This is a genomic window from Rathayibacter sp. PhB127 (assembly GCF_003751665.1).
Taxonomy (GTDB): domain Bacteria; phylum Actinomycetota; class Actinomycetes; order Actinomycetales; family Microbacteriaceae; genus Rathayibacter; species Rathayibacter festucae.
Window position 1 is genome coordinate 1,096,788 of record NZ_RKHW01000001.1, and the last position, 18,314, is coordinate 1,115,101.

An 18,314-nucleotide genomic window follows, 5' to 3' on the forward strand; every position below is an offset into this window, starting at 1 on the left:
GTGGGCGCCGTGGAGGGATCGTTCAGCCGGGGCAGAGGCGCAGCCCGCAGGATGGACCGATCCCCCCGACGTCGTCCCGCTCCCTGCCGGGCAGGAAAGGTGCACCCGTGCGCAGAACCCTCGCGATCCTCGCCGTCCTAGGCGCCTCCCTCGGCCTCGCGGCCTGCACGGGCGGTGCCCCCGAGGCCCTCCCGAGTGCGAGCCCGACTCCGCTCTCCTGCATCTCCTCCGGAGACGCGTCCGAGGCGGTGGACGCCGCCGGCGACTTCGGGACCAAGCCGGTCACCGTCTTCCCCACCCCGATGAGCGTCGACGCGACCGAGGGCACCACCGTCATCGACGGCACCGGCGAGACGGTCGCCGAGGGCGACACCGTCCTCGTCGACTACACCCTGTACAACGGCACGAGCGGCGCGGAGTTCTCGGCGAGCAGCTACGCCTCCGGGGGCCGCGCGGCCTTCGAGGTCGACACCGAGCAGTACCTGGCCGGCCTGGTGAAGGCGGTCAACTGCGCCACCGTCGGCTCGCGCGTCGTCGCGGTCGTCCCGCCCGCCGACGCGTTCGGCGACGCCGGCAGCACCGACCTCGGGATCGCCGCGGACGACTCCATCGTGATGGTCATCGACGTCGAGGGCATCGTCCCCTCGGCCGCGACCGGCGAGCCGCAGGCCCCGGTCGACGGGCTGCCGACGGTGGCGCTCGCCGAGGACGGCGCCCCGACCGTGACGATCCCCGCGACCGACCCGCCGGCCGAGCTGCAGCTCGAGGTGCTCAAGAAGGGCGACGGGCAGACCGTGGCGGACGGCGACTCGCTGATCGTCCAGTACCAGGGCGTGGTCTGGGGCACCGGCGAGGTCTTCGACCAGAGCTGGGGCAAGGGCACGCCCGCGTCCTTCGGCACGGGCGACGTGATCGAGGGCTTCAAGGAGGCGGTGGTCGGTCAGACCGTCGGCTCGCAGGTGCTCGTGGTCATCCCGCCGGACAAGGGCTACGGCGAGGCGGGCAACGCGAACGCGGGCATCAGCGGCACGGACACCCTCGTCTTCGTGGTGGACATCCTCGCGGTGAGCTGACCCGGAGGGCCGGGTGCCGCCGTGCCAGGATGGGCGGATGCGCAGGGTCATCATCCTCGGCTCGACCGGGTCCATCGGCACGCAGGCCCTCGACGTCATCGGCGCGAACCGCGACCGCTTCGAGGTGGTCGGCCTGGGGGCCGGCTCCAACCGAGAGGTCGTCGCCCGGCAGGCGCGAGACTTCGGCGTCGAGCACACCGCCTTCGGCGCCGAGGAGGCCGAGCAGCTCATCCGCTCGGTCGACGCGGACGTCGTCCTGAACGGGATCACCGGCTCCGTCGGCCTCGGCCCGACGCTCGCGGCGCTCGAGGAGGGCCGCACCCTCGCCCTCGCGAACAAGGAGTCGCTGATCGTCGGCGGCGAGCTGGTCACCTCGCTCGCCGCTCCCGGGCAGATCGTGCCCGTCGACTCCGAGCACTCGGCGATCGCGCAGGCGCTGCTCGCGGGGGAGCACCGTGAGGTCCGCCGGCTGGTGCTGACCGCGTCGGGCGGTCCGTTCCGCGGGCGCGACCGCGCCTCGCTCCGCGACGTCACCCCGGCGGAGGCGCTCGCGCACCCGACCTGGGACATGGGCCTCGTGGTCACGACCAACTCGTCGACGCTCGTCAACAAGGGCCTCGAGGTGATCGAGGCGCACCTGCTCTTCGACGTGCCGTACGACCGGATCGACGTCACCGTGCACCCGCAGTCGATCGTCCACTCGATGGTCGAGTTCGTCGACGGCTCCACGATCGCCCAGGCGTCGCCGCCCGACATGCGACTGCCGATCTCGCTCGGCCTCGACTGGCCACACCGCGTCGCCGGCGTCGGCGTCCCGCTGGACTGGACCCGCGCGCAGTCCTGGACGTTCGAGCCGCTCGACGAGGAGGCGTTCCCCTCCGTCCGGCTCGCGAAGAAGGTCGGAGTCGCGGGGGCCTCCTACCCGGCCGTCTTCAACGCCGCGAACGAGCAGGCCGTGCAGGCGTTCCACGCCGGGCGGATCGGCTACCTGGACATCCTCGCGACGGTCGAGGCCGTCGTCGACGCGCACACCGTGGACGGCGAGCTGACCCGCGGGTCGCTGGCCGAGGCCGAGGCCTGGGCGCGCCGCACGGCCGATGAGCGGATCGCCGCCGCCTGAGCGCGACGGGACTGCTGCGGCATCCCGACACCGAGCCGCACCGTCGATCCGTCGCGAACGGTCCTCTCGCGCACCCGGCGGCGACCACTCCTGACGGATCGGCGCGTGGGGAGGAAGGATGCGCTCCGGCGGGCTACTCGATCAGCGTGCTAATGCCGGGCCCGCGAACCTGCAACGCCCCATCATGCTGGCAGGACGGCTCCGCCGCGGCCACCAAGGCGGTCGCTCAGCCGGGCAGAGGCCGCCCACGCTGGTCGAGTAGCCGGGCAGCAGCCCATGCTGGTCGAATAGCAGGGCAGCAGCCGCACCATGCTGGTCGAGTAGCCGCGGAGCGGCGTATCGAGACCCACCCACCGGACGACGGTGGATCTCGATACGCCCTCTCCGAGGGCTACTCGATCAGCATGCTCGAGCCGGTCCAGCGGTCCAACCTCAGGCGAGCGCGCGCTCGAAGGAGGACCGCAGGTCGGCAGCTCGGCGCGCTTCGGGCGCGAGAGCACCTCGATCGGGTCGCCGGCCTCGACGGGCTGATCGCGCCCTCATCGCGATCCTCCAGCGCCTCTCCAGCCGAGGGGTCATCCCGCGGCCTACAGTGACCGAGTGGAATCCGTGCTGCTCTTCGTCCTCGGCGTCGTCATCATCGCCGTGGGCGTCGCCCTGTCGATCGCGCTGCACGAGGTCGGGCACCTCGTTCCGGCGAAGCTCTTCGGGGTCAAGGTCACGCAGTACATGATCGGCTTCGGCCGGACGGTCTTCTCCGTCCGCCGCGGCGAGACGGAGTACGGCGTCAAGGCGCTGCCGCTCGGCGGCTACATCGCGATGATCGGGATGTACCCGCCCAAGCACCCGGGCGACCGCGTCGGCGAGTCGAGCACGGGTTTCTTCAACGGGCTGAACGGCAACGAGTCGGCGCCCGACCCCGAGCCCCGCCGCGGCGGCTACGCGACCATGATCGACGAGGCCCGCGCCGCCAGCGCCGAGACGATCGGCGAGGGCGAGGACCACCGCGCCTTCTACCGGCTCGCGGTCTGGAAGCGCGTCATCGTGATGTTCGGCGGCCCGTTCATGAACCTCGTGATCGCCACCGTCCTCTTCGCGGTGCTGCTCTGCGGCATCGGCGTCGCCCAGAACACGTCGACCATCTCCACCGTCTCGCAGTGCGTGGTCCCGGCGAGCGACACCACCACCGAGAGCTGCTCCGCCGACGACCCGCTCGCGCCCGGCGCCGCGGCCGGCATCCTGCCCGGTGACACCATCACCGCGATCGACGGCACGCCCGTCTCCTCCTGGAACGACCTCACCCCGATCATCCGCGCGTCCGCCGGTGTGCCGCTCAGCGTCGCCGTCGACCGCGACGGCCAGCCCCTCACCCTGACGATCACCCCGGCCGAGAACGAGGTGGCCGTCACCGACGCCGCGGGGAACGCGGTGCTCGACTCCTCCGGCGCGGTCGAGACGCAGACCGTCGGCTTCATCGGCATCTCGCCGACCCAGGCCCTCGTGCAGCAGCCGATCACCGCGGTCCCCGGCACCGTCGGCGAGAACATCAGGAGTGTCGCGGGGGTCATCCTCAACCTGCCGCAGCGCCTCATCGACGTCGCGCAGGCCGCCTTCGGCACCGAGGCCCGCGACGCGAACGGACCGATCAGCGTCGTCGGCGTCGGCCGCATCGCCGGCGAGATCGCCGCCTCCGACCAGCTGCCCGTCGTCTCCAAGGTGCAGACGATGGTCGGCGTCCTCGCCTCCCTCAACGTCGCGCTCTTCGTCTTCAACCTCGTCCCCCTCCTCCCGATGGACGGCGGCCACATCGCCGGCGCCCTCTGGGAGGGCCTGCGCCGCCGCATCGCCAAGCTCTTCGGCCGCCGCGACCCCGGCCCCGTCGACATCGCCAAGCTCCTCCCGCTCACCTACGCGGTCGTCCTGCTCCTCGGCGGGATGAGCGCGCTGCTGATCTACGCCGACATCGTCAAGCCGATCCAGCTGTTCTGAGTCGTCTTGCACGCCGGTCCCTGCCCGGCGTGCCGCGGTCGGCTTCGCGACGGGTGGCGTGGGGAGGAGCGTGTCGCGGACGGCTATCGCGAATCGCTGGCACGCGATTCGCGCGTTCGCCTTGGAGATGGCGCCGGTCCCTGCCCGGCTCGCCGCGGTCGGCTTCGCGACGGGTGGCGTGGGGAGGAGCGTGTCGCGGACGGCTATCGCGAATCGCTGGCACGCGATTCGCGCGTTCGCCTTGGAGATGGCGCCGGTCCTCGCCCGGCTCGCCGCGATCGGCTTCGCGACGGGTGGTGTGGGGAGGAGCGTGTTGCGGTCGGCTAGCGCGAATCGCTGGCACGCGATTCGCGCGTTCGCCTTGGAGGTGGCGCCGGTCCTCGCCCGGCCCACCGCGAGCCGGAAGTCGGCGTTCTCGCGAGGGTTCACCGGTGGAATGAGGGACGAGAAGCGCACTGCGGCTCCGTAAAATGAGGGCATGAGTTTCTCGTCGGACGGGCACGCGCTGACAGTGCGGCGAGCGGCGGAGGAGGCGGGAGTCGAGCTTCGACGGCACGACGAGGACGCCGCTCTGAGGATCGTCACTCAGGCCTTCGGCGGGCTCCGGCCGCAGTGCGTGGGTGAGGAGCTCGAGGACTTCCTCCTCGCACCGCGCTCGACCGGCGACCTCCGGTTCGACGTACTGATCGCTGTCCTTGCGCGCCGGACGTCGCGTCAGCGAGGACTTCGGATCCCCGACTGGACAGATGTCCGGGCCCTCGACGAGGAGTGGATGCCCGGCACGACGGGCACACCGATCCCGCAGTGGCGCGACATCGTTCGCCGGGAGACACCGCAGGACTTCCTCGAGAAGAACATCCTCGCCCGGGAGAAGAGCTGGTCGATCCGGTGACCGGTCGGCCGTCGCTCTTCAACCAGGAGGAGCTCACTGCTCTCCTCACCGAGCTCGGCGAGAGGCTCGCGAGGCGCGGCGTCCGGCTCTCCGGATATGTGATCGGCGGCTTCGCCATGACTCGTGAGGTGACTGCGCGGCGTCTGACGGAGGACCTCGACGGGCTCTTCGCGGAATACTCCGCCGCGAGGGCGGAGGCCGAGGCGTTGGCGCGCGAGAAGGGCATCTCGCCGTCGTGGTTCAGCGACAGCGCGTCGTCCTTCGTCGAATTCGACCCGGCTGACGACATCGAGGCGACCGAGCTGACGATCGGCGACGGGCGGTTGCGGATCGCCTCGCCCCGCTTCCTCCTCGCGATGAAGCTCGCCGCGGGGCGCGCGAAGGACACCGGTGACCTGATCGCCCTCGTCCGGCACCTCGACATCCACGATCCGGAGCGGATCGTCGACATCGCCTTCAAGGTCTAAGGCGACGACAGCGTGACTCTCTCCGACTCGAGGGAGAGCGTCTACTACCAGGCCGCCGATCTGATCCGACAGGCCTACTCGGAGTAGCCGGAGCGGGAACTCGTTCCGGGTGGTGCGGCGCAGATCGGCGGGACCTGGGAACCGGGGGAGCGGCGGCGTCCGGCCGCGCGGCGCGCGTACGATGGGGCTCGTGCCTGCTGTGAATCTGGGTTTGCCCAAGGTCCCCGTGACCCTCGCCCCCCGCCGGAAGACCCGTCAGATCAAGGTCGGGAAGGTGCTGGTCGGTGGTGACGCCCCGGTCAGCGTGCAGTCGATGTGCACCACGCCGACCACGAACATCAACGCGACGCTCCAGCAGATCGCCGAGCTGACCGCCTCCGGCTGCGACATCGTGCGCGTCGCCGTGCCGAGCCGCGACGACGCCGAGGCGCTCCCGATCATCGCGAAGAAGAGCCAGATCCCCGTCATCGCGGACATCCACTTCCAGCCGAACTACGTCTACGCCGCGATCGACGCGGGCTGCGCGGCCGTCCGGGTGAACCCGGGCAACATCCGCAAGTTCGACGACCAGGTCGGCAAGATCGCCGCCGCCGCGAAGGCCGCGGGCGTCTCCATCCGCATCGGCGTCAACGCGGGCTCGCTCGAGCCCAGCCTGCTGCAGAAGTACGGCAAGGCCACCCCCGAGGCGCTCGTCGAGAGCGCCGTCTGGGAGGCGAGCCTCTTCGAGGAGCACGACTTCCACGACTTCAAGATCTCGGTCAAGCACAACGACCCGGTGATCATGGTCCAGGCCTACCGCCAGCTCGCCGAGCGCGGCGACTGGCCGCTGCACCTCGGCGTCACCGAGGCCGGCCCCGAGTTCCAGGGCACGATCAAGTCGGCGACGGCGTTCGGCATCCTGCTCGGCGAGGGCATCGGCGACACCATCCGCGTGTCGCTCTCGGCGCCGCCCGCGCAGGAGGTCAAGGTCGGCCTGCAGATCCTGCAGTCGCTGAACCTCCGCGAGCGCAAGCTCGAGATCGTCTCCTGCCCGAGCTGCGGTCGCGCGCAGGTCGACGTCTACACGCTCGCGAACGACGTGACCGCCGGCCTCGAGGGGATGAGCGTCCCGCTCCGCGTGGCCGTCATGGGCTGCGTCGTCAACGGACCGGGCGAGGCCCGCGAGGCCGACCTCGGCGTCGCCTCCGGCAACGGCAAGGGCCAGATCTTCGTCAAGGGCGAGGTCATCAAAACCGTCCCCGAGTCCGAGATCGTCAAGACGCTCATCGAGGAGGCCAACCGCCTGGCCGCCGAGATGCCCGCCGACGACACCTCGACCGGCTCCCCGGTGGTCGTCGTCTCGAAGTGACCGCGGGCGGCGGACCGGCACACGCCCGGTCCGCCGCCACCCCGGACCGCGCGGGACACCCCGCCGCGGACTCCGGATAGGATCGTCCCTCGTGGTTACCCGTCTCTCGCACCTGTTCGTCCGCACCCTCCGAGAGGATCCGGCCGACGCCGAGGTCGCGAGCCACCGCCTCCTGGTCCGGGCCGGCTACATCCGCCGTCAGGCCCCCGGCGTCTTCGCCTGGCTGCCCCTCGGTCTGAAGGTCAAGCGCCGCATCGAGGCGATCATCCACGCCGAGATGGCCGCCGCCGGTGCGCAGGAGGTCCACTTCCCCGGGCTGCTGCCCCGCGAGCCCTACGAGCTCTCCGGCCGCTGGACCGAGTACGGCGACGGCGTCTTCCGCCTGAAGGACCGCAAGGATGCGGACTACATGCTGGCGCCGACGCACGAGGAGTTCTTCACCCTCCTGGTCAAGGACCTCTACTCGTCCTACAAGGACCTGCCGCTCTCGCTCTACCAGATCCAGGACAAGTACCGCGACGAGGCGCGACCCCGGGCAGGCCTCCTGCGCGGTCGCGAGTTCACCATGAAGGACGCCTACTCCTTCGACTACACCGACGCCGGTCTCGACGCGAGCTACCAGGTGCAGCGCGACGCCTACGAGCGGATCTTCGCGCGCCTCGGCCTCGAGTACGTGATCGTGCAGGCCGACGCCGGTGCGATGGGCGGCTCGCGCAGCGAGGAGTTCCTGCACCCGACCCCGGTCGGCGAGGACACCTTCGTGCGCTCCGCCGGCGGCTACGCGGCCAACGTCGAGGCGTACCGGACGCCCGTCCCCGAGGCGCTGCCCGTGGACGGACTCGCCGAGGCGCGCGTCTTCGACTCGCCCGGCACCCCGACCATCCAGACGCTCGTCGACCTCGCCAATGCCCAGGAGCCGCGCGCCGACGGCCGCGCCTGGACCGCCGGCGACACGCTCAAGAACGTCGTCCTCGCGCTCACCGCGCTCGACGGAACCCGCGAGCTCGTCGTCGTCGGGCTGCCCGGCGACCGGGACGTCGACCTCAAGCGCGCCGAGGTCGCCTTCGCCCCCGCCGAGGTCGAGGCCGCGACCGAGGAGGACTTCGCGAAGCATCCCGCGCTGGTCAAGGGCTACATCGGCCCGTGGTCGGCCGAGGGCGCCGTCCTGGGGGAGGAGTCCGCGAGCGGCATCCGCTTCCTGCTCGACCCCCGCGTCGTCGAGGGCACCTCCTGGATCACCGGGGCGAACACCACCGGGAAGCACGTGCTCGACCTCGTCGCCGGCCGCGACTTCTCCGGCGACGGCGTCGTCGAGGTCGCCGACGTCCGCAGCGGCGACCCCGCTCCCGACGGCTCCGGCCCGATCGAGACCGCCCGCGGCATGGAGATCGGCCACGTCTTCCAGCTCGGCCGGAAGTACGCGGACGTCCTCGGCCTCAAGGTCCTCGACGAGAACGGCAAGCTCGTCACCGTCACGATGGGCTCCTACGGCATCGGCGTGACCCGGATCCTCGCGATCATCGCCGAGAGCAACCACGACGACCGCGGACTCATCTGGCCCGAGAACGTCGCGCCGTTCGACGTGCACGTGATCGCGACCGGCAAGGACCCTGCGGCGCTCGCGCTCGCGGAGTCGGTCGGCGCCTCGCTCGAGGCCGCGGGCCGCGACGTGCTGATCGACGACCGGCCCAAGGTCTCGCCGGGCGTCAAGTTCGGCGACGCCGAGCTGATCGGCGTTCCGCTGATCGTCATCGCCGGCCGCAGCGCCGCCGACGGCATCGTCGAGCTCTGGGACCGGCGCACCGGCGAGCGCGAGCAGCTGCCCGCCGCCGAGGCGCTCGCCCGCCTCGGAGCCTGAGCGGCTCCGGTCCCTCCGTCCCGTCCGCCCTCAGCGCGGTCGGTTATGCTCAATGGTCCCGACGCGCGGGCCCGGCTCCGGCCGTGGCGCCGCCGGCGTCGGACCGGTTTTCGACGTGGTCGCGTTGCGCCGCCATGCCCCAAGTGAATAGAGAGAAAGGCCCGCCCATGGACATCGACCTGAGCGTTCTGCGCCTGCTGGAGCGCGAGCGCGAGATCCCCTTCGAGGAGCTCGTGCAGATCATCGAGCAGGCGATCCTCACCGCCTACCTCAAGCACATCGGCCAGGCGGACGACGCCGACAAGGCCACCGCCGTGGACGCCCGCGTGCACCTCGACCGCAAGACCGGGCACGTCAGCGTGTTCGTGCCCGAGATCGACGAGGAGGGCGCCGTCGTCGGCGAGTCCGAGGACTCGCCGCGCGACTTCGGCCGCATCGCGGCCTTCGCCGCCAAGCAGGTCATCAACCAGCGCCTGCGCGACATCGGCGACGAGAAGGTCCTCGGCGAGTTCAAGGGCCGCGAGGGCGACATCGTCGCCGGCGTCATCCAGCAGGGCCCCAACCCGAAGATGATCCACGTCGACCTCGGCTCGATCGAGGCGATCCTCTCGCCCGAGGAGCAGGTGCCGGGCGAGGACTACAGCCACGGCCGTCGCATCCGCGTCTACGTGACGAGCGTCAGCCGTGGCCCCAAGGGCCCGTCGGTCCAGGTCTCGCGGACGCACCCGTCGCTCGTCCGCAAGCTCTTCGCCCTCGAGGTCCCGGAGATCGCCTCCGGCGTCGTCGAGATCGTCTCGCTCGCCCGCGAGGCCGGCCACCGCACCAAGATCGCCGTGCGGGCGACCGAGCCGGGCGTCAACGCCAAGGGCGCGTGCATCGGCGAGCTCGGCCAGCGCGTGCGCGCGGTGACCGCGGAGCTCAACAACGAGAAGATCGACATCGTCGACTACTCCTCCGACCTGCCGACCTTCGTCGCCAGCGCGCTCTCGCCCGCCAAGGTGACCAGCGCCTTCGTGATCGACCAGAGCCTCAAGGCCGTCCGCGCCCTCGTGCCGGACTACCAGCTCTCGCTCGCGATCGGCAAGGAGGGCCAGAACGCCCGACTCGCCGCCAAGCTCACCGGCGCCAAGATCGACATCCAGCCCGATTCGGTGATGGACGGGGAGTGATCCCCGCTGTCGGCGGTGCGGGGAGGCGCTCCCGGGAACGAGGGAGTACAGTGGAACCCGTCAGAACGTGCGTCGGCTGCCGTCTGCGCGCCCCAAGGGCCTCACTTCTGAGGCTCGTCCTCCCCTCGAACGTCCTCGTGGTAGATCCGCGGGGTGTCCGTGCTGGGCGGGGAGCGTGGCTGCACGACGCGTACGACTGCTACGAGCTCGCGGTGAAGCGCCGCGCGTTCAGCAGGGCGTTCCGGACGCGCGAGAGCGTGGACGCGAGCGCCGTGGAGCAGTACGTCACCCGTGACCTGACCGGCTCGGCTCCTCACCCTGAGGAACCGGCCAGGCGAACGATCACACCGCAGAGAGAACAGGCAGAACGGCCCGTGAACTGATCATGAGCAACGACTGATGAGCGGCTCGAAATGAGATCCGTCCGTTTGTGATGGCCTGCCCCGTCTTGGGCGCAGGTCCGAGACAGGAGAGAAGTGGCTAAACCACGCGTGCACGAGATCGCCGCCGAACTCGGCGTCGACAGCAAGGTCGCACTTGCGAAGTTGAAAGAACTGGGCGAGTTCGTCAAGGGACCGTCCTCCAGCATCGAACCCCCCGTCGCCCGCAAGCTCCGCCAGGCCCTCCAGGGCAGCGCGAGCACGGGTGCACCGTCGACCCCGTCGGCGCCCGCCGCCGGCACCGCCCGTCCGGGGGCTCCTCGCCCCTCGGGTGCCCGCCCCTCCGCGCCGATGCCCGGCCCGGCCAAGCCGCCCGCTCCGGCGCCGGCTCCGCCGATGTCGGTCGCCGAGCGTCAGGCGGCCGCTCAGGCCGCCCAGGAGGCCGCAGCCGCGGCTCGCGCCCAGGCCGCTGCGAACGCCCCCGCCGCTCCGGCTCCGACCGAGGCCGCCGCTCCGGCGCCCGCGGCCGAGAAGCCCGCCGCAGCGACCCCCGCCGCCTCGCCCGCCACCCCCGGCGGACCGAAGCCGGCGACCCCGCGTCCGGCCCCGGCGGCGGCCCCGCCGAAGTCCGGCGGCAGCAGCTCTGCTCCCGGCGGCTCCAGCCGTCCCGGTGGTGCCCCGCGTCCGGGCAACAACCCCTTCGCGAGCAACCAGGGCATGGGCCAGCGTCCCGCGACGCCCCCGCGCCCGGGCAACAACCCGTTCGCCAGCTCGCAGGGCATGGGCTCGCGCCCGACGCCCAGCAACATCCCCCGTCCCGCGGCTCCCCGCCCCGGTGCGCCCCGACCCGGTGGACCCGGCATGGGCCAGCGCCCCGCCGGCTTCGGCCAGCGTCCCGGCGGTCCCGGTGGCGGAGCCGGTCGTCCCGGCGGCCCCGGCCGTCCGGCCGGCGGCGGCTTCCAGCGTCCCGGCGGCGCCCCTGGAGCGGGTGGCGGCTTCGCCCCTCGTCCCGGTGGCGGCGGCGGTCGCGGTCGCGGCCCCGGCGGTGGCACCGCTGGTGCCTTCGGTCGCGGTGGCGGCAAGAGCAAGGCCCGCAAGTCGAAGCGCACGAAGCGTCAGGAGTTCGAGCTCAGGGAGGCCCCGTCGCTCGGCGGCGTCAGCGTCCCCCGCGGCGACGGCAAGACGGTCATCCGTCTGCGCCGCGGCGCGTCGATCTCGGACTTCGCCGACAAGATCGAGGCCATGACCGGCGTGCCGGTGCCCCCCGGCAACCTGGTCACCGTCCTCTTCGCCCTCGGCGAGATGGCGACGGCGACCGAGTCGCTCGACGAGGCCACCTTCGAGGTGCTCGGCGGTGAGCTCGGCTTCAAGATCCAGGTCGTCTCGCCCGAGGACGAGGACAAGGAGCTCCTCGAGGGCTTCGGCCTCGACCTTGAGCAGGAGCTCGAGGACGAGACGGACGAGGACCTCCAGATCCGTCCCCCCGTCGTCACCGTCATGGGTCACGTCGACCACGGAAAGACGCGCCTGCTCGACGCGATCCGCAACGCCAACGTCGTCGCCGGCGAGGCGGGCGGCATCACGCAGCACATCGGTGCGTACCAGGTCGTCGCGGAGCACGAGGGCATCGAGCGCCCGATCACCTTCATCGACACCCCGGGTCACGAGGCGTTCACCGCCATGCGAGCCCGCGGTGCCCAGGTCACGGACATCGCGATCCTCGTGGTCGCGGCGGACGACGGCATCATGCCGCAGACCATCGAGGCGCTGAACCACGCCCAGGCGGCCAACGTGCCGATCGTGGTCGCGGTCAACAAGGTGGACAAGCCCGACGCCAACCCGGCCAAGGTGCGCCAGCAGCTGACCGAGTTCGGCCTCGTCGCCGAGGAGTACGGCGGAGACGTCATGTTCGTCGACGTGTCGGCCCGCGCGAACACCGGCATCCAGGACCTCCTGGACGCCGTGCTGCTCACCGCGGACGCCGGTCTCGACCTGCGCGCCAACCCCGACAAGGAGGCCCGCGGAGTCGCGATCGAGGCCAAGCTCGACAAGGGACGCGGTGCCGTCGCGACGGTCCTCATCCAGTCGGGAACGCTGCGCGTCGGCGACGCGATCGTCGCGGGAACGGCCTACGGCCGCGTCCGTGCGATGGCCGACGAGAACGGCGTCGCCGTGCTCGAGGCCGTGCCGTCGCGACCGGTGCAGGTGCAGGGACTCTCGTCCGTGCCCCGCGCCGGCGACACCTTCCTCGTCACCGAGGAGGACCGCACCGCCCGTCAGATCGCCGAGAAGCGCGAAGCCGCTCAGCGCAACGCCCTGCTGGCCAAGGCCCGCAAGCGCATCTCGCTCGAGGACTTCACCCGTGCTCTCGAGGAGGGCAAGGTCGAGTCGCTCAACCTCATCATCAAGGGCGACGTGTCCGGTGCCGTCGAGGCGCTGGAGGAGTCGCTCGTCAAGATCGAGGTCGACGACTCGGTGCAGCTGCGCATCATCCACCGCGGTGTCGGTGCGATCACGGAGTCGGACGTCAACCTCGCGACGATCGACAACGCGATCATCGTGGGCTTCAACGTCCGCCCCGACCCGAAGGCCCGCGAGCGCGCTGCTCGAGAGGGAGTGGACATCCGCTTCTACTCGGTCATCTACAACGCGATCGAAGAGGTCGAGAACTCGCTCACGGGCATGCTCAAGCCCGAGTACGAGGAGGTCCAGTCCGGTGTCGCCGAGATCCGCGAGGTGTTCCGCTCCTCCAAGGTCGGCAACATCGCGGGTGTCATCGTCCGCTCCGGCACGATCACCCGCAACTCGAAGGCGCGCGTCATCCGCGACGGCGTCGTCGTCGGGGACAACCTCGCCATCGAGTCGCTGCGTCGCTTCAAGGACGACGTCACGGAAGTCCGTACGGACTACGAGGCCGGTATCGGTCTCGGCAAGTACAACGACATCCAGATCGGCGACGAGATCGAGACGATCGAGATGAAGGAGAAGCCGCGAGGCTGACCCTGAATACTCACTGGAAGGCCCGGGTCCGCCCGGGCCTTCCGGCGTTGCTGGGGTCCTCGGCTTCCGGCGTTCCGCTCGTCTTCTGAGGGGGGATCGGGAGCCCACTCCTGCCCTCGCGCGACTTCCCGCGGGCCTGCGGCCCGCCCGCCAGACCCGAGCCTGTCGCGCGAGGGCAGGAGTGGGCTCCCTCCCTCCGGGAGGATTGCTCCGTCAGCACGTGCGGACGGGGCCCGGTCTTCGAGGCGTGTCGCGTCGGGTACCTGCACCAGCACGTGGGGTGGGGCGCCTGCGCGGGAGGGGGACCGGGAGTACGGACTTCCGCCTGTATTGACGTGAGGTGCGGGTGGGGTGTCTCGTCGCGGCTCCTGGCTCGGGTCTGGCGGGCGCGGCGCAGCCGCGCGGGAAGGAGCCGCGGCGAGGCACCCCACCCGCGCCGGCAGTGCCGCGCAGAACCGTCGAGCACAGAGCAAGCCCCCGGCAGGACTGCCGGGGAGTGGTTAGATGGCGAGCCGAACGGTTCGTCGAGAGAGATGAGGACCAGCCATGGCAGATCCGGCACGGGCGAGGAAGCTCGCCGAACGGATTCAGGTGATCGTCGCCAAGCGGCTCGAGCGCGGACTCCGCGACCCCCGACTCGGCTTCGTCACCATCACCGACGTGCAGGTGACAGGTGACCTGCAGCACGCCTCCGTGTTCTACACGGTCTACGGCACCGACGAGGAGCGCGCCGACTCGGCGCTCGCCCTGAAGGCGGCGACGGGCATGCTCCGCACAGAGGTCGGCAAGAACATCACGGCGCGGCTCACGCCGTCGCTCGAGTTCATCCTCGACGCGATCCCGGAGAACGCGAAGCACATCGAGGACCTCCTCGCGACGGCGCGCAACCAGGACACCCAGGTGCAGTCGCTCGCCGCGAAGGCGGACTACGCCGGCGACGCGGACCCCTACGTGAAGCCGCGCGAGGACGAGGACGAGGACTAGGCAGCAGGCCTGAACACCGCGGAGCCCGTGGCGACGTCGACCGATTCGAGGACGACGACGACACGGGCTCCCGGCGTCTGCGGGGCCGGCACGTCGACGGTCATCTCGGGGTCGAGCAGCTGGACCTGCGAGCGGGTCCTCGCGGAGGAGACGACGACGCCCTCGAAGGTGGAGCCCTCGCGACCGCGGAGGATCGCGGCCTCGACGACGGCGGTCGCGGCGCGGGAGGCGGCTCCGGAGCGGCGGTCGCTCGCGGTCATCAGGGCGGGCAGCTCGGGCAGGGCCGTGCGGAGCCAGGCCGGGAGCTCCGCTCCGGTCGAGATCGCGAGGCAGGTGGCCAGGCCGAAGCGGTCGACCAGGCGGCGGAGCGGCGCGGTGACGTGCGCGTACGGGGCGGCGAGGGCGGCCTGCTCGGGCTGCTCGGGGGCGGCGCCGTCGAAGGCGGTGTAGCCGGCTCCGCGGAAGAGGGTCGCCGCGGCCGACATGATCGCGAGTTGCGCCGGGTCGGCGGTGTCGAGGCGGCGGAGGTAGGCGCCGTAGAGCTCGTCGGCGCCCCAGGGGACGCCGAGGGCCTCGGTGCGGGCGCGGAAGGCGGTGACGGTGTCCTCGTCGGCTGCAGGCATGGTGCGGAGGACGCCGACGCCCGCGTCGAGCATCATCGTCGCGGCCGCCATGCCGGTGAGCAGCGAGACCTGGGCGTTCCAGCCCTCGGACGCGAGGGGTGCCCGGCGCTCGATCCGGTAGACGCCGTCGACGGCGACGATCTCCTCCTCGGGGAGGGCGAGGCTCGCTCCGCCGCGCTGGGCCTCGCGGGCGAGGCGCTCCGCGCCGAACCAGGGAAGGAGCGCGATCGACGGGTGCGGCTCGCCGGCGTCGACGCTGCGCTGGACGCCGTCGTAGTCGAGTCGGGCGGTGCTGCGGACGAGGGCGCGCTCGAGGCGGACGTCTGTCGGTTCGGCGGCGTCGTCGAGCTCGAGGGTCCAGACCAGGGCGCGGCGCTCGAGGTCGGGGAGCAGCGAGGCGGTGCCCTCGGAGAGGACCGGCGGGTGCAGCGGGACGCGGCCGTCGGGGAGGTAGTAGGTCTGGCCGCGGCGGCGGGTCTCGGCGTCGAGGGCCCCGCCGGGGCGGACGACGGCCGGTACGTCGGCGATGGCGTAGCGGAGCACGACTCCGGATCCGCGGCGCTCGAGGTGCACGGCCTGGTCGAGGTCGAGGGAGCCGGGCGGGTCGATCGTGACGAAGGGGACGCCCGTGAGGTCGAGCCGGCCCGCGTCGTCGGCCGTGCGGTCGGCCTGCTCCGCCTCGGCGAGGGCCTCGGGCGGGAAGGTACCCGGGAGGTCGTTCGCGGTGCGGACGGCGGCGAGCGCGCTGTCGAGCTCGGCGTCGGGGCGGGGGAGTCGGAGTCGGCGACCGGTCACGGCGCCACGCTACCCGCCCCGTCCGACACCGGAGCGCCGCTCAGGAGTGGGGGAGCAGGTAGCCGTCGTCCGGCGTGCCCGTGGCGAGGCCGTCGGCGAGGAGACCGGCGAGGGCGCGGTCGCGCTGCTCGGCGTCCGGCCAGAGCGTGGCGATCTCGGCCGCGGTCACCGGGCCGTGTGCGGCGCGCAGCTCGGCGAGGATCAGGCCGCGGACCTGCCGGTCGGAGCCCTCGTACTTCTTCTGCCGCGCCTTGACCGGGCCGTCGTAGGCCGGGTAGCCGGCGGCCCGCCAGGCGCAGGCGTCCCGGATCGGGCAGGCGTCGCAGCGGGGAGCGCGGGCGGTGCAGACGATCGCGCCGAGCTCCATCGCGCCCGCGTTGAAGGCGGCGGCGTCGGCGAGGCCGTCGGGGAGGAGCGCCTCCATCGCGGCGAGGTCGGTCTTGGCCCGCGGCGGGCCGGGCTCGGCCGCGCCGTCGATCGCGCGGGCGATCACCCGCCGGACGTTGGTGTCGACGACGGGGTGGCGGTGGCCGAAGGAGAAGACGGCGATCGCGCGCGCCGCGTAGTCGCCGATGCCGGGGAGGGCGAGGAGCGTCTCGACGTCGTGCGGAACGACGCCGCCGTGCTGCTCGGTGATGGCGACGGCGCAGGCGTGCAGGCGCAGCGCGCGGCGCGGGTAGCCGAGCGACTGCCAGGCGCGCACCGCCTCGCCCGGAGGGACGGCCGCCAGATCGGCCGGGGTCGGCCAGCGCTCGAGCCACTCGGCGAGCCGCGGGATCACCCGGACGACCGGGGTCTGCTGGAGCATGAACTCGCTGACGAGGGTTCCCCAGGCGGGGAAGCCCTCGCGGCGCCAGGGCAGGTCGCGGGCGTTCTCGCGGAACCAGTCGACGATCGCGGCGGAGAGCGCGGGCATCGGTGCGACGGGCGTCGATCCGGTGGGCATCAGGTCACCCTAGGCCGTGCCGCGTATCGTGGGCGAATGACCAAGTGGGCTCCGCAGAAGGCCGATGTGCTCGACGCTCTCGCGGCGGAGGTGCTGCACAACTACGGGCACGGCCGCGTGGCGGTCGGGATCGACGGCGACGACCCGGAGGTGTCCGGTGAGTTCGCGCTCGCGCTGGCCGAGGCGATGCGCCGGGCGGGCCGGGACACGGTGGTCGCGCACCTCGCCGACTTCCGTCGTCCGCGGGCCCAGCGGGAGGATCCGTCGATTCCGGAGGCGCAGCGCGCCTACCTCGCGGGCTACGACTACGAGCTGCTGCGCCGGGTGCTGCTCGATCCGTTCAAGCTGGGCGGGAGCACCGGCTTCGTCCTGGCCGGTTACGACGGCGTGCGCGACGAGGCGCGGCAGGCGCGCTGGCGCACCGCCGGCCGCGACGCCGTGCTGCTCGTCGACGGGCCGTTCGCCCTGCGTCCCGAGCTCCGCGGAGCGTGGAGCACGTCGATCCGGCTCGACACCCAGGAGCCGCCGGTCGACGAGGCCTACCGGGCGAGCACGGATCCGAAGCGGATCGCGGGGATCCTGGTGGACGTCCGCGACCCGGAGCACCCGCGCCGGCTCTTCGCCGACTCCTGCTGAGTCGTCGTCCCGCTCGCCGGGTGCGGTCCTCCGCCTAGACGGAGGACGCGCGCCGCACCACGTCGTCCGCCGGCAGGAAGGCGCCCGAGCGCTCGACCTCGTGCACGAGCTCGACGAGCAGCTGGTTGACCGGCGCCTCGCGCCCGAGGCGGTGCGCCGTGCGGACGACGGCGCCGGCCAGATGGTCGATCTCGCTCGGGACTCCGCGCCGCACGCTCTGCAGCGTCGACCCGGGGTTCGGCACGTCGCCCATCCGGGTCGCCATCCGCCGCGGCAGCAGCTCGACGACCGGCAGCGGCGCGGCGGCGAGCGCGCGAATCCGGGCGCCGGAGAGGCCCTGCAGTGCGCCGAAGCGGACGCCGGCGGCCAGGCCGGTCCGCGCCGCCTCCCGCATCGCCCGCGCGAGCAGCCGGCGCAGGCCCGGGTGCGCGATCGTCTCCTGCACGGAGAGCCCGGTGATCGCGGGCAGCGCGTTGACCTCGTTGATCAGCAGCTTCGTCCACTGCGCCCCGAGGAAGTCGTCGGTGGTGGCCGTGGGCACCGCCTCGCCGAGGATCGCGGCGGCCCGGCGGACGTCGTCGTCGGCGGGGCGGCCGGGGACGCCGAGAGTCGTCGTCGCCGGGGCGGTCACCGTGACGCGGCCGGGCTCGAGGTGGCTGGCCGCGAAGAGGGCGAGCGCGCCGACGAGGCGGGCGTCGCGGACCTGGCGGGCGGCGGCCTCCAGGCCGTCGAGCCCGTTCTGCACCACGACCAGGAGCGTGCCGTCGACCGTGCGGCGGTTGGCGCGGAGCGCGTCCTCGGCGTCCTGCGCCTTCGTGCAGAGCACGGCCAGATCGGGAACGAGGTCGAGCGTCTCGCCGCAGCGCACCCAGGCGGTGTGCTCGCCCCAGGCGCCGTCGAGGCGGAGGCCCTGCCGCCGGATCGCCGTGAGGTTCTCGCCCCGGGCGGTCACCTCGACGTCGTGTCCTGCGCGGTCCAGGAGAGCGGCGACGGTGCCGCCGACGGCGCCCGCTCCGAGTACGGCGATCCTCATC

The 18,314-nt window shown here is 72.3% G+C and carries 15 protein-coding genes; 12 read left to right on the top strand and 3 right to left on the bottom strand.

Annotation, left to right across the window (positions count from 1 at the left end; translation table 11 throughout):
• Positions 1-107 precede the first annotated feature (107 nt).
• The 11 genes from EDF22_RS05305 (at position 108) to rbfA (ending at position 14,280) form a co-directional block, all read left to right on the top strand.
• Positions 108-1,073, top strand: a complete 966-nt coding sequence (locus EDF22_RS05305; protein ID WP_123702941.1) for an FKBP-type peptidyl-prolyl cis-trans isomerase — start codon at positions 108-110, stop codon at positions 1,071-1,073.
• Positions 1,074-1,110: 37 nt separating this feature from the next.
• Positions 1,111-2,193 (top strand): 1-deoxy-D-xylulose-5-phosphate reductoisomerase, encoded by a 1,083-nt coding sequence (locus EDF22_RS05310; protein WP_123702943.1) that lies wholly within the window; start codon positions 1,111-1,113, stop codon positions 2,191-2,193.
• Between the two features lie 600 nt (positions 2,194-2,793).
• Positions 2,794-4,182, top strand: coding sequence for an RIP metalloprotease (locus EDF22_RS05315; RefSeq protein ID WP_185038749.1), 1,389 nt, complete (start codon positions 2,794-2,796; stop codon positions 4,180-4,182).
• A 478-nt stretch (positions 4,183-4,660) separates the two neighbouring features.
• A complete protein-coding gene (locus EDF22_RS05325) occupies positions 4,661-5,074 on the top strand; it encodes a hypothetical protein (RefSeq protein WP_123702946.1) in 414 nt (137 codons plus the stop codon).
• On the top strand, positions 5,071-5,541 hold the full coding sequence (locus EDF22_RS05330) for a hypothetical protein (RefSeq protein WP_123702948.1): 471 nt from the start codon (positions 5,071-5,073) through the stop codon (positions 5,539-5,541). The genes EDF22_RS05325 and EDF22_RS05330 overlap by 4 nt, the downstream gene beginning before the upstream one ends.
• Positions 5,542-5,731: 190 nt before the next feature.
• The gene (gene ispG / locus EDF22_RS05335; RefSeq protein WP_123445529.1) at positions 5,732-6,889 is read left to right on the top strand and encodes a flavodoxin-dependent (E)-4-hydroxy-3-methylbut-2-enyl-diphosphate synthase; all 1,158 of its coding nucleotides are present in this window, start codon (positions 5,732-5,734) and stop codon (positions 6,887-6,889) included.
• 91 nt (positions 6,890-6,980) lie between these two features.
• A complete protein-coding gene (locus EDF22_RS05340) occupies positions 6,981-8,747 on the top strand; it encodes a proline--tRNA ligase (protein WP_123702950.1) in 1,767 nt (588 codons plus the stop codon).
• A gap of 167 nt (positions 8,748-8,914) precedes the next feature.
• Entirely contained in the window at positions 8,915-9,916 is a 1,002-nt protein-coding gene (gene nusA / locus EDF22_RS05345) for a transcription termination factor NusA (protein ID WP_123445531.1), read from the top strand.
• Positions 9,917-9,966: 50 nt separating this feature from the next.
• Complete coding sequence (locus EDF22_RS05350) at positions 9,967-10,299, top strand: YlxR family protein (RefSeq protein ID WP_123702952.1); 333 nt, start codon at positions 9,967-9,969, stop codon at positions 10,297-10,299.
• A gap of 93 nt (positions 10,300-10,392) precedes the next feature.
• Complete coding sequence (gene infB, locus EDF22_RS05355; RefSeq protein ID WP_123702954.1) at positions 10,393-13,296, top strand: translation initiation factor IF-2; 2,904 nt, start codon at positions 10,393-10,395, stop codon at positions 13,294-13,296.
• Positions 13,297-13,842: 546 nt separating this feature from the next.
• Positions 13,843-14,280, top strand: coding sequence for a 30S ribosome-binding factor RbfA (gene rbfA, locus EDF22_RS05360; protein ID WP_123445535.1), 438 nt, complete (start codon positions 13,843-13,845; stop codon positions 14,278-14,280).
• Here the strand turns inward: rbfA and EDF22_RS05365 are convergent.
• Both EDF22_RS05365 and EDF22_RS05370 read right to left on the bottom strand, forming a co-directional pair.
• Positions 14,277-15,698 (bottom strand): ribonuclease catalytic domain-containing protein, encoded by a 1,422-nt coding sequence (locus tag EDF22_RS05365; RefSeq protein ID WP_123702956.1) that lies wholly within the window; start codon positions 15,696-15,698, stop codon positions 14,277-14,279. The two genes, rbfA and EDF22_RS05365, sit on opposite strands and share 4 nt — an antisense overlap.
• A gap of 40 nt (positions 15,699-15,738) precedes the next feature.
• Positions 15,739-16,614: an A/G-specific adenine glycosylase gene (locus EDF22_RS05370; RefSeq protein WP_123704733.1), complete on the bottom strand. Its 876-nt coding sequence runs from the start codon at positions 16,612-16,614 to the stop codon at positions 15,739-15,741.
• A gap of 66 nt (positions 16,615-16,680) precedes the next feature.
• Here EDF22_RS05370 and EDF22_RS05375 point away from each other — a divergent pair, with 66 nt between their 5' ends.
• A complete protein-coding gene (locus EDF22_RS05375) occupies positions 16,681-17,280 on the top strand; it encodes a hypothetical protein (protein WP_123702958.1) in 600 nt (199 codons plus the stop codon).
• Positions 17,281-17,314: 34 nt separating this feature from the next.
• On the opposite strand, the gene EDF22_RS05380 is transcribed toward EDF22_RS05375, so the two are convergent.
• The gene (locus tag EDF22_RS05380; RefSeq protein WP_123702960.1) at positions 17,315-18,313 is read right to left on the bottom strand and encodes a ketopantoate reductase family protein; all 999 of its coding nucleotides are present in this window, start codon (positions 18,311-18,313) and stop codon (positions 17,315-17,317) included.
• Between the last annotated feature and the right edge of the window lies 1 nt (position 18,314).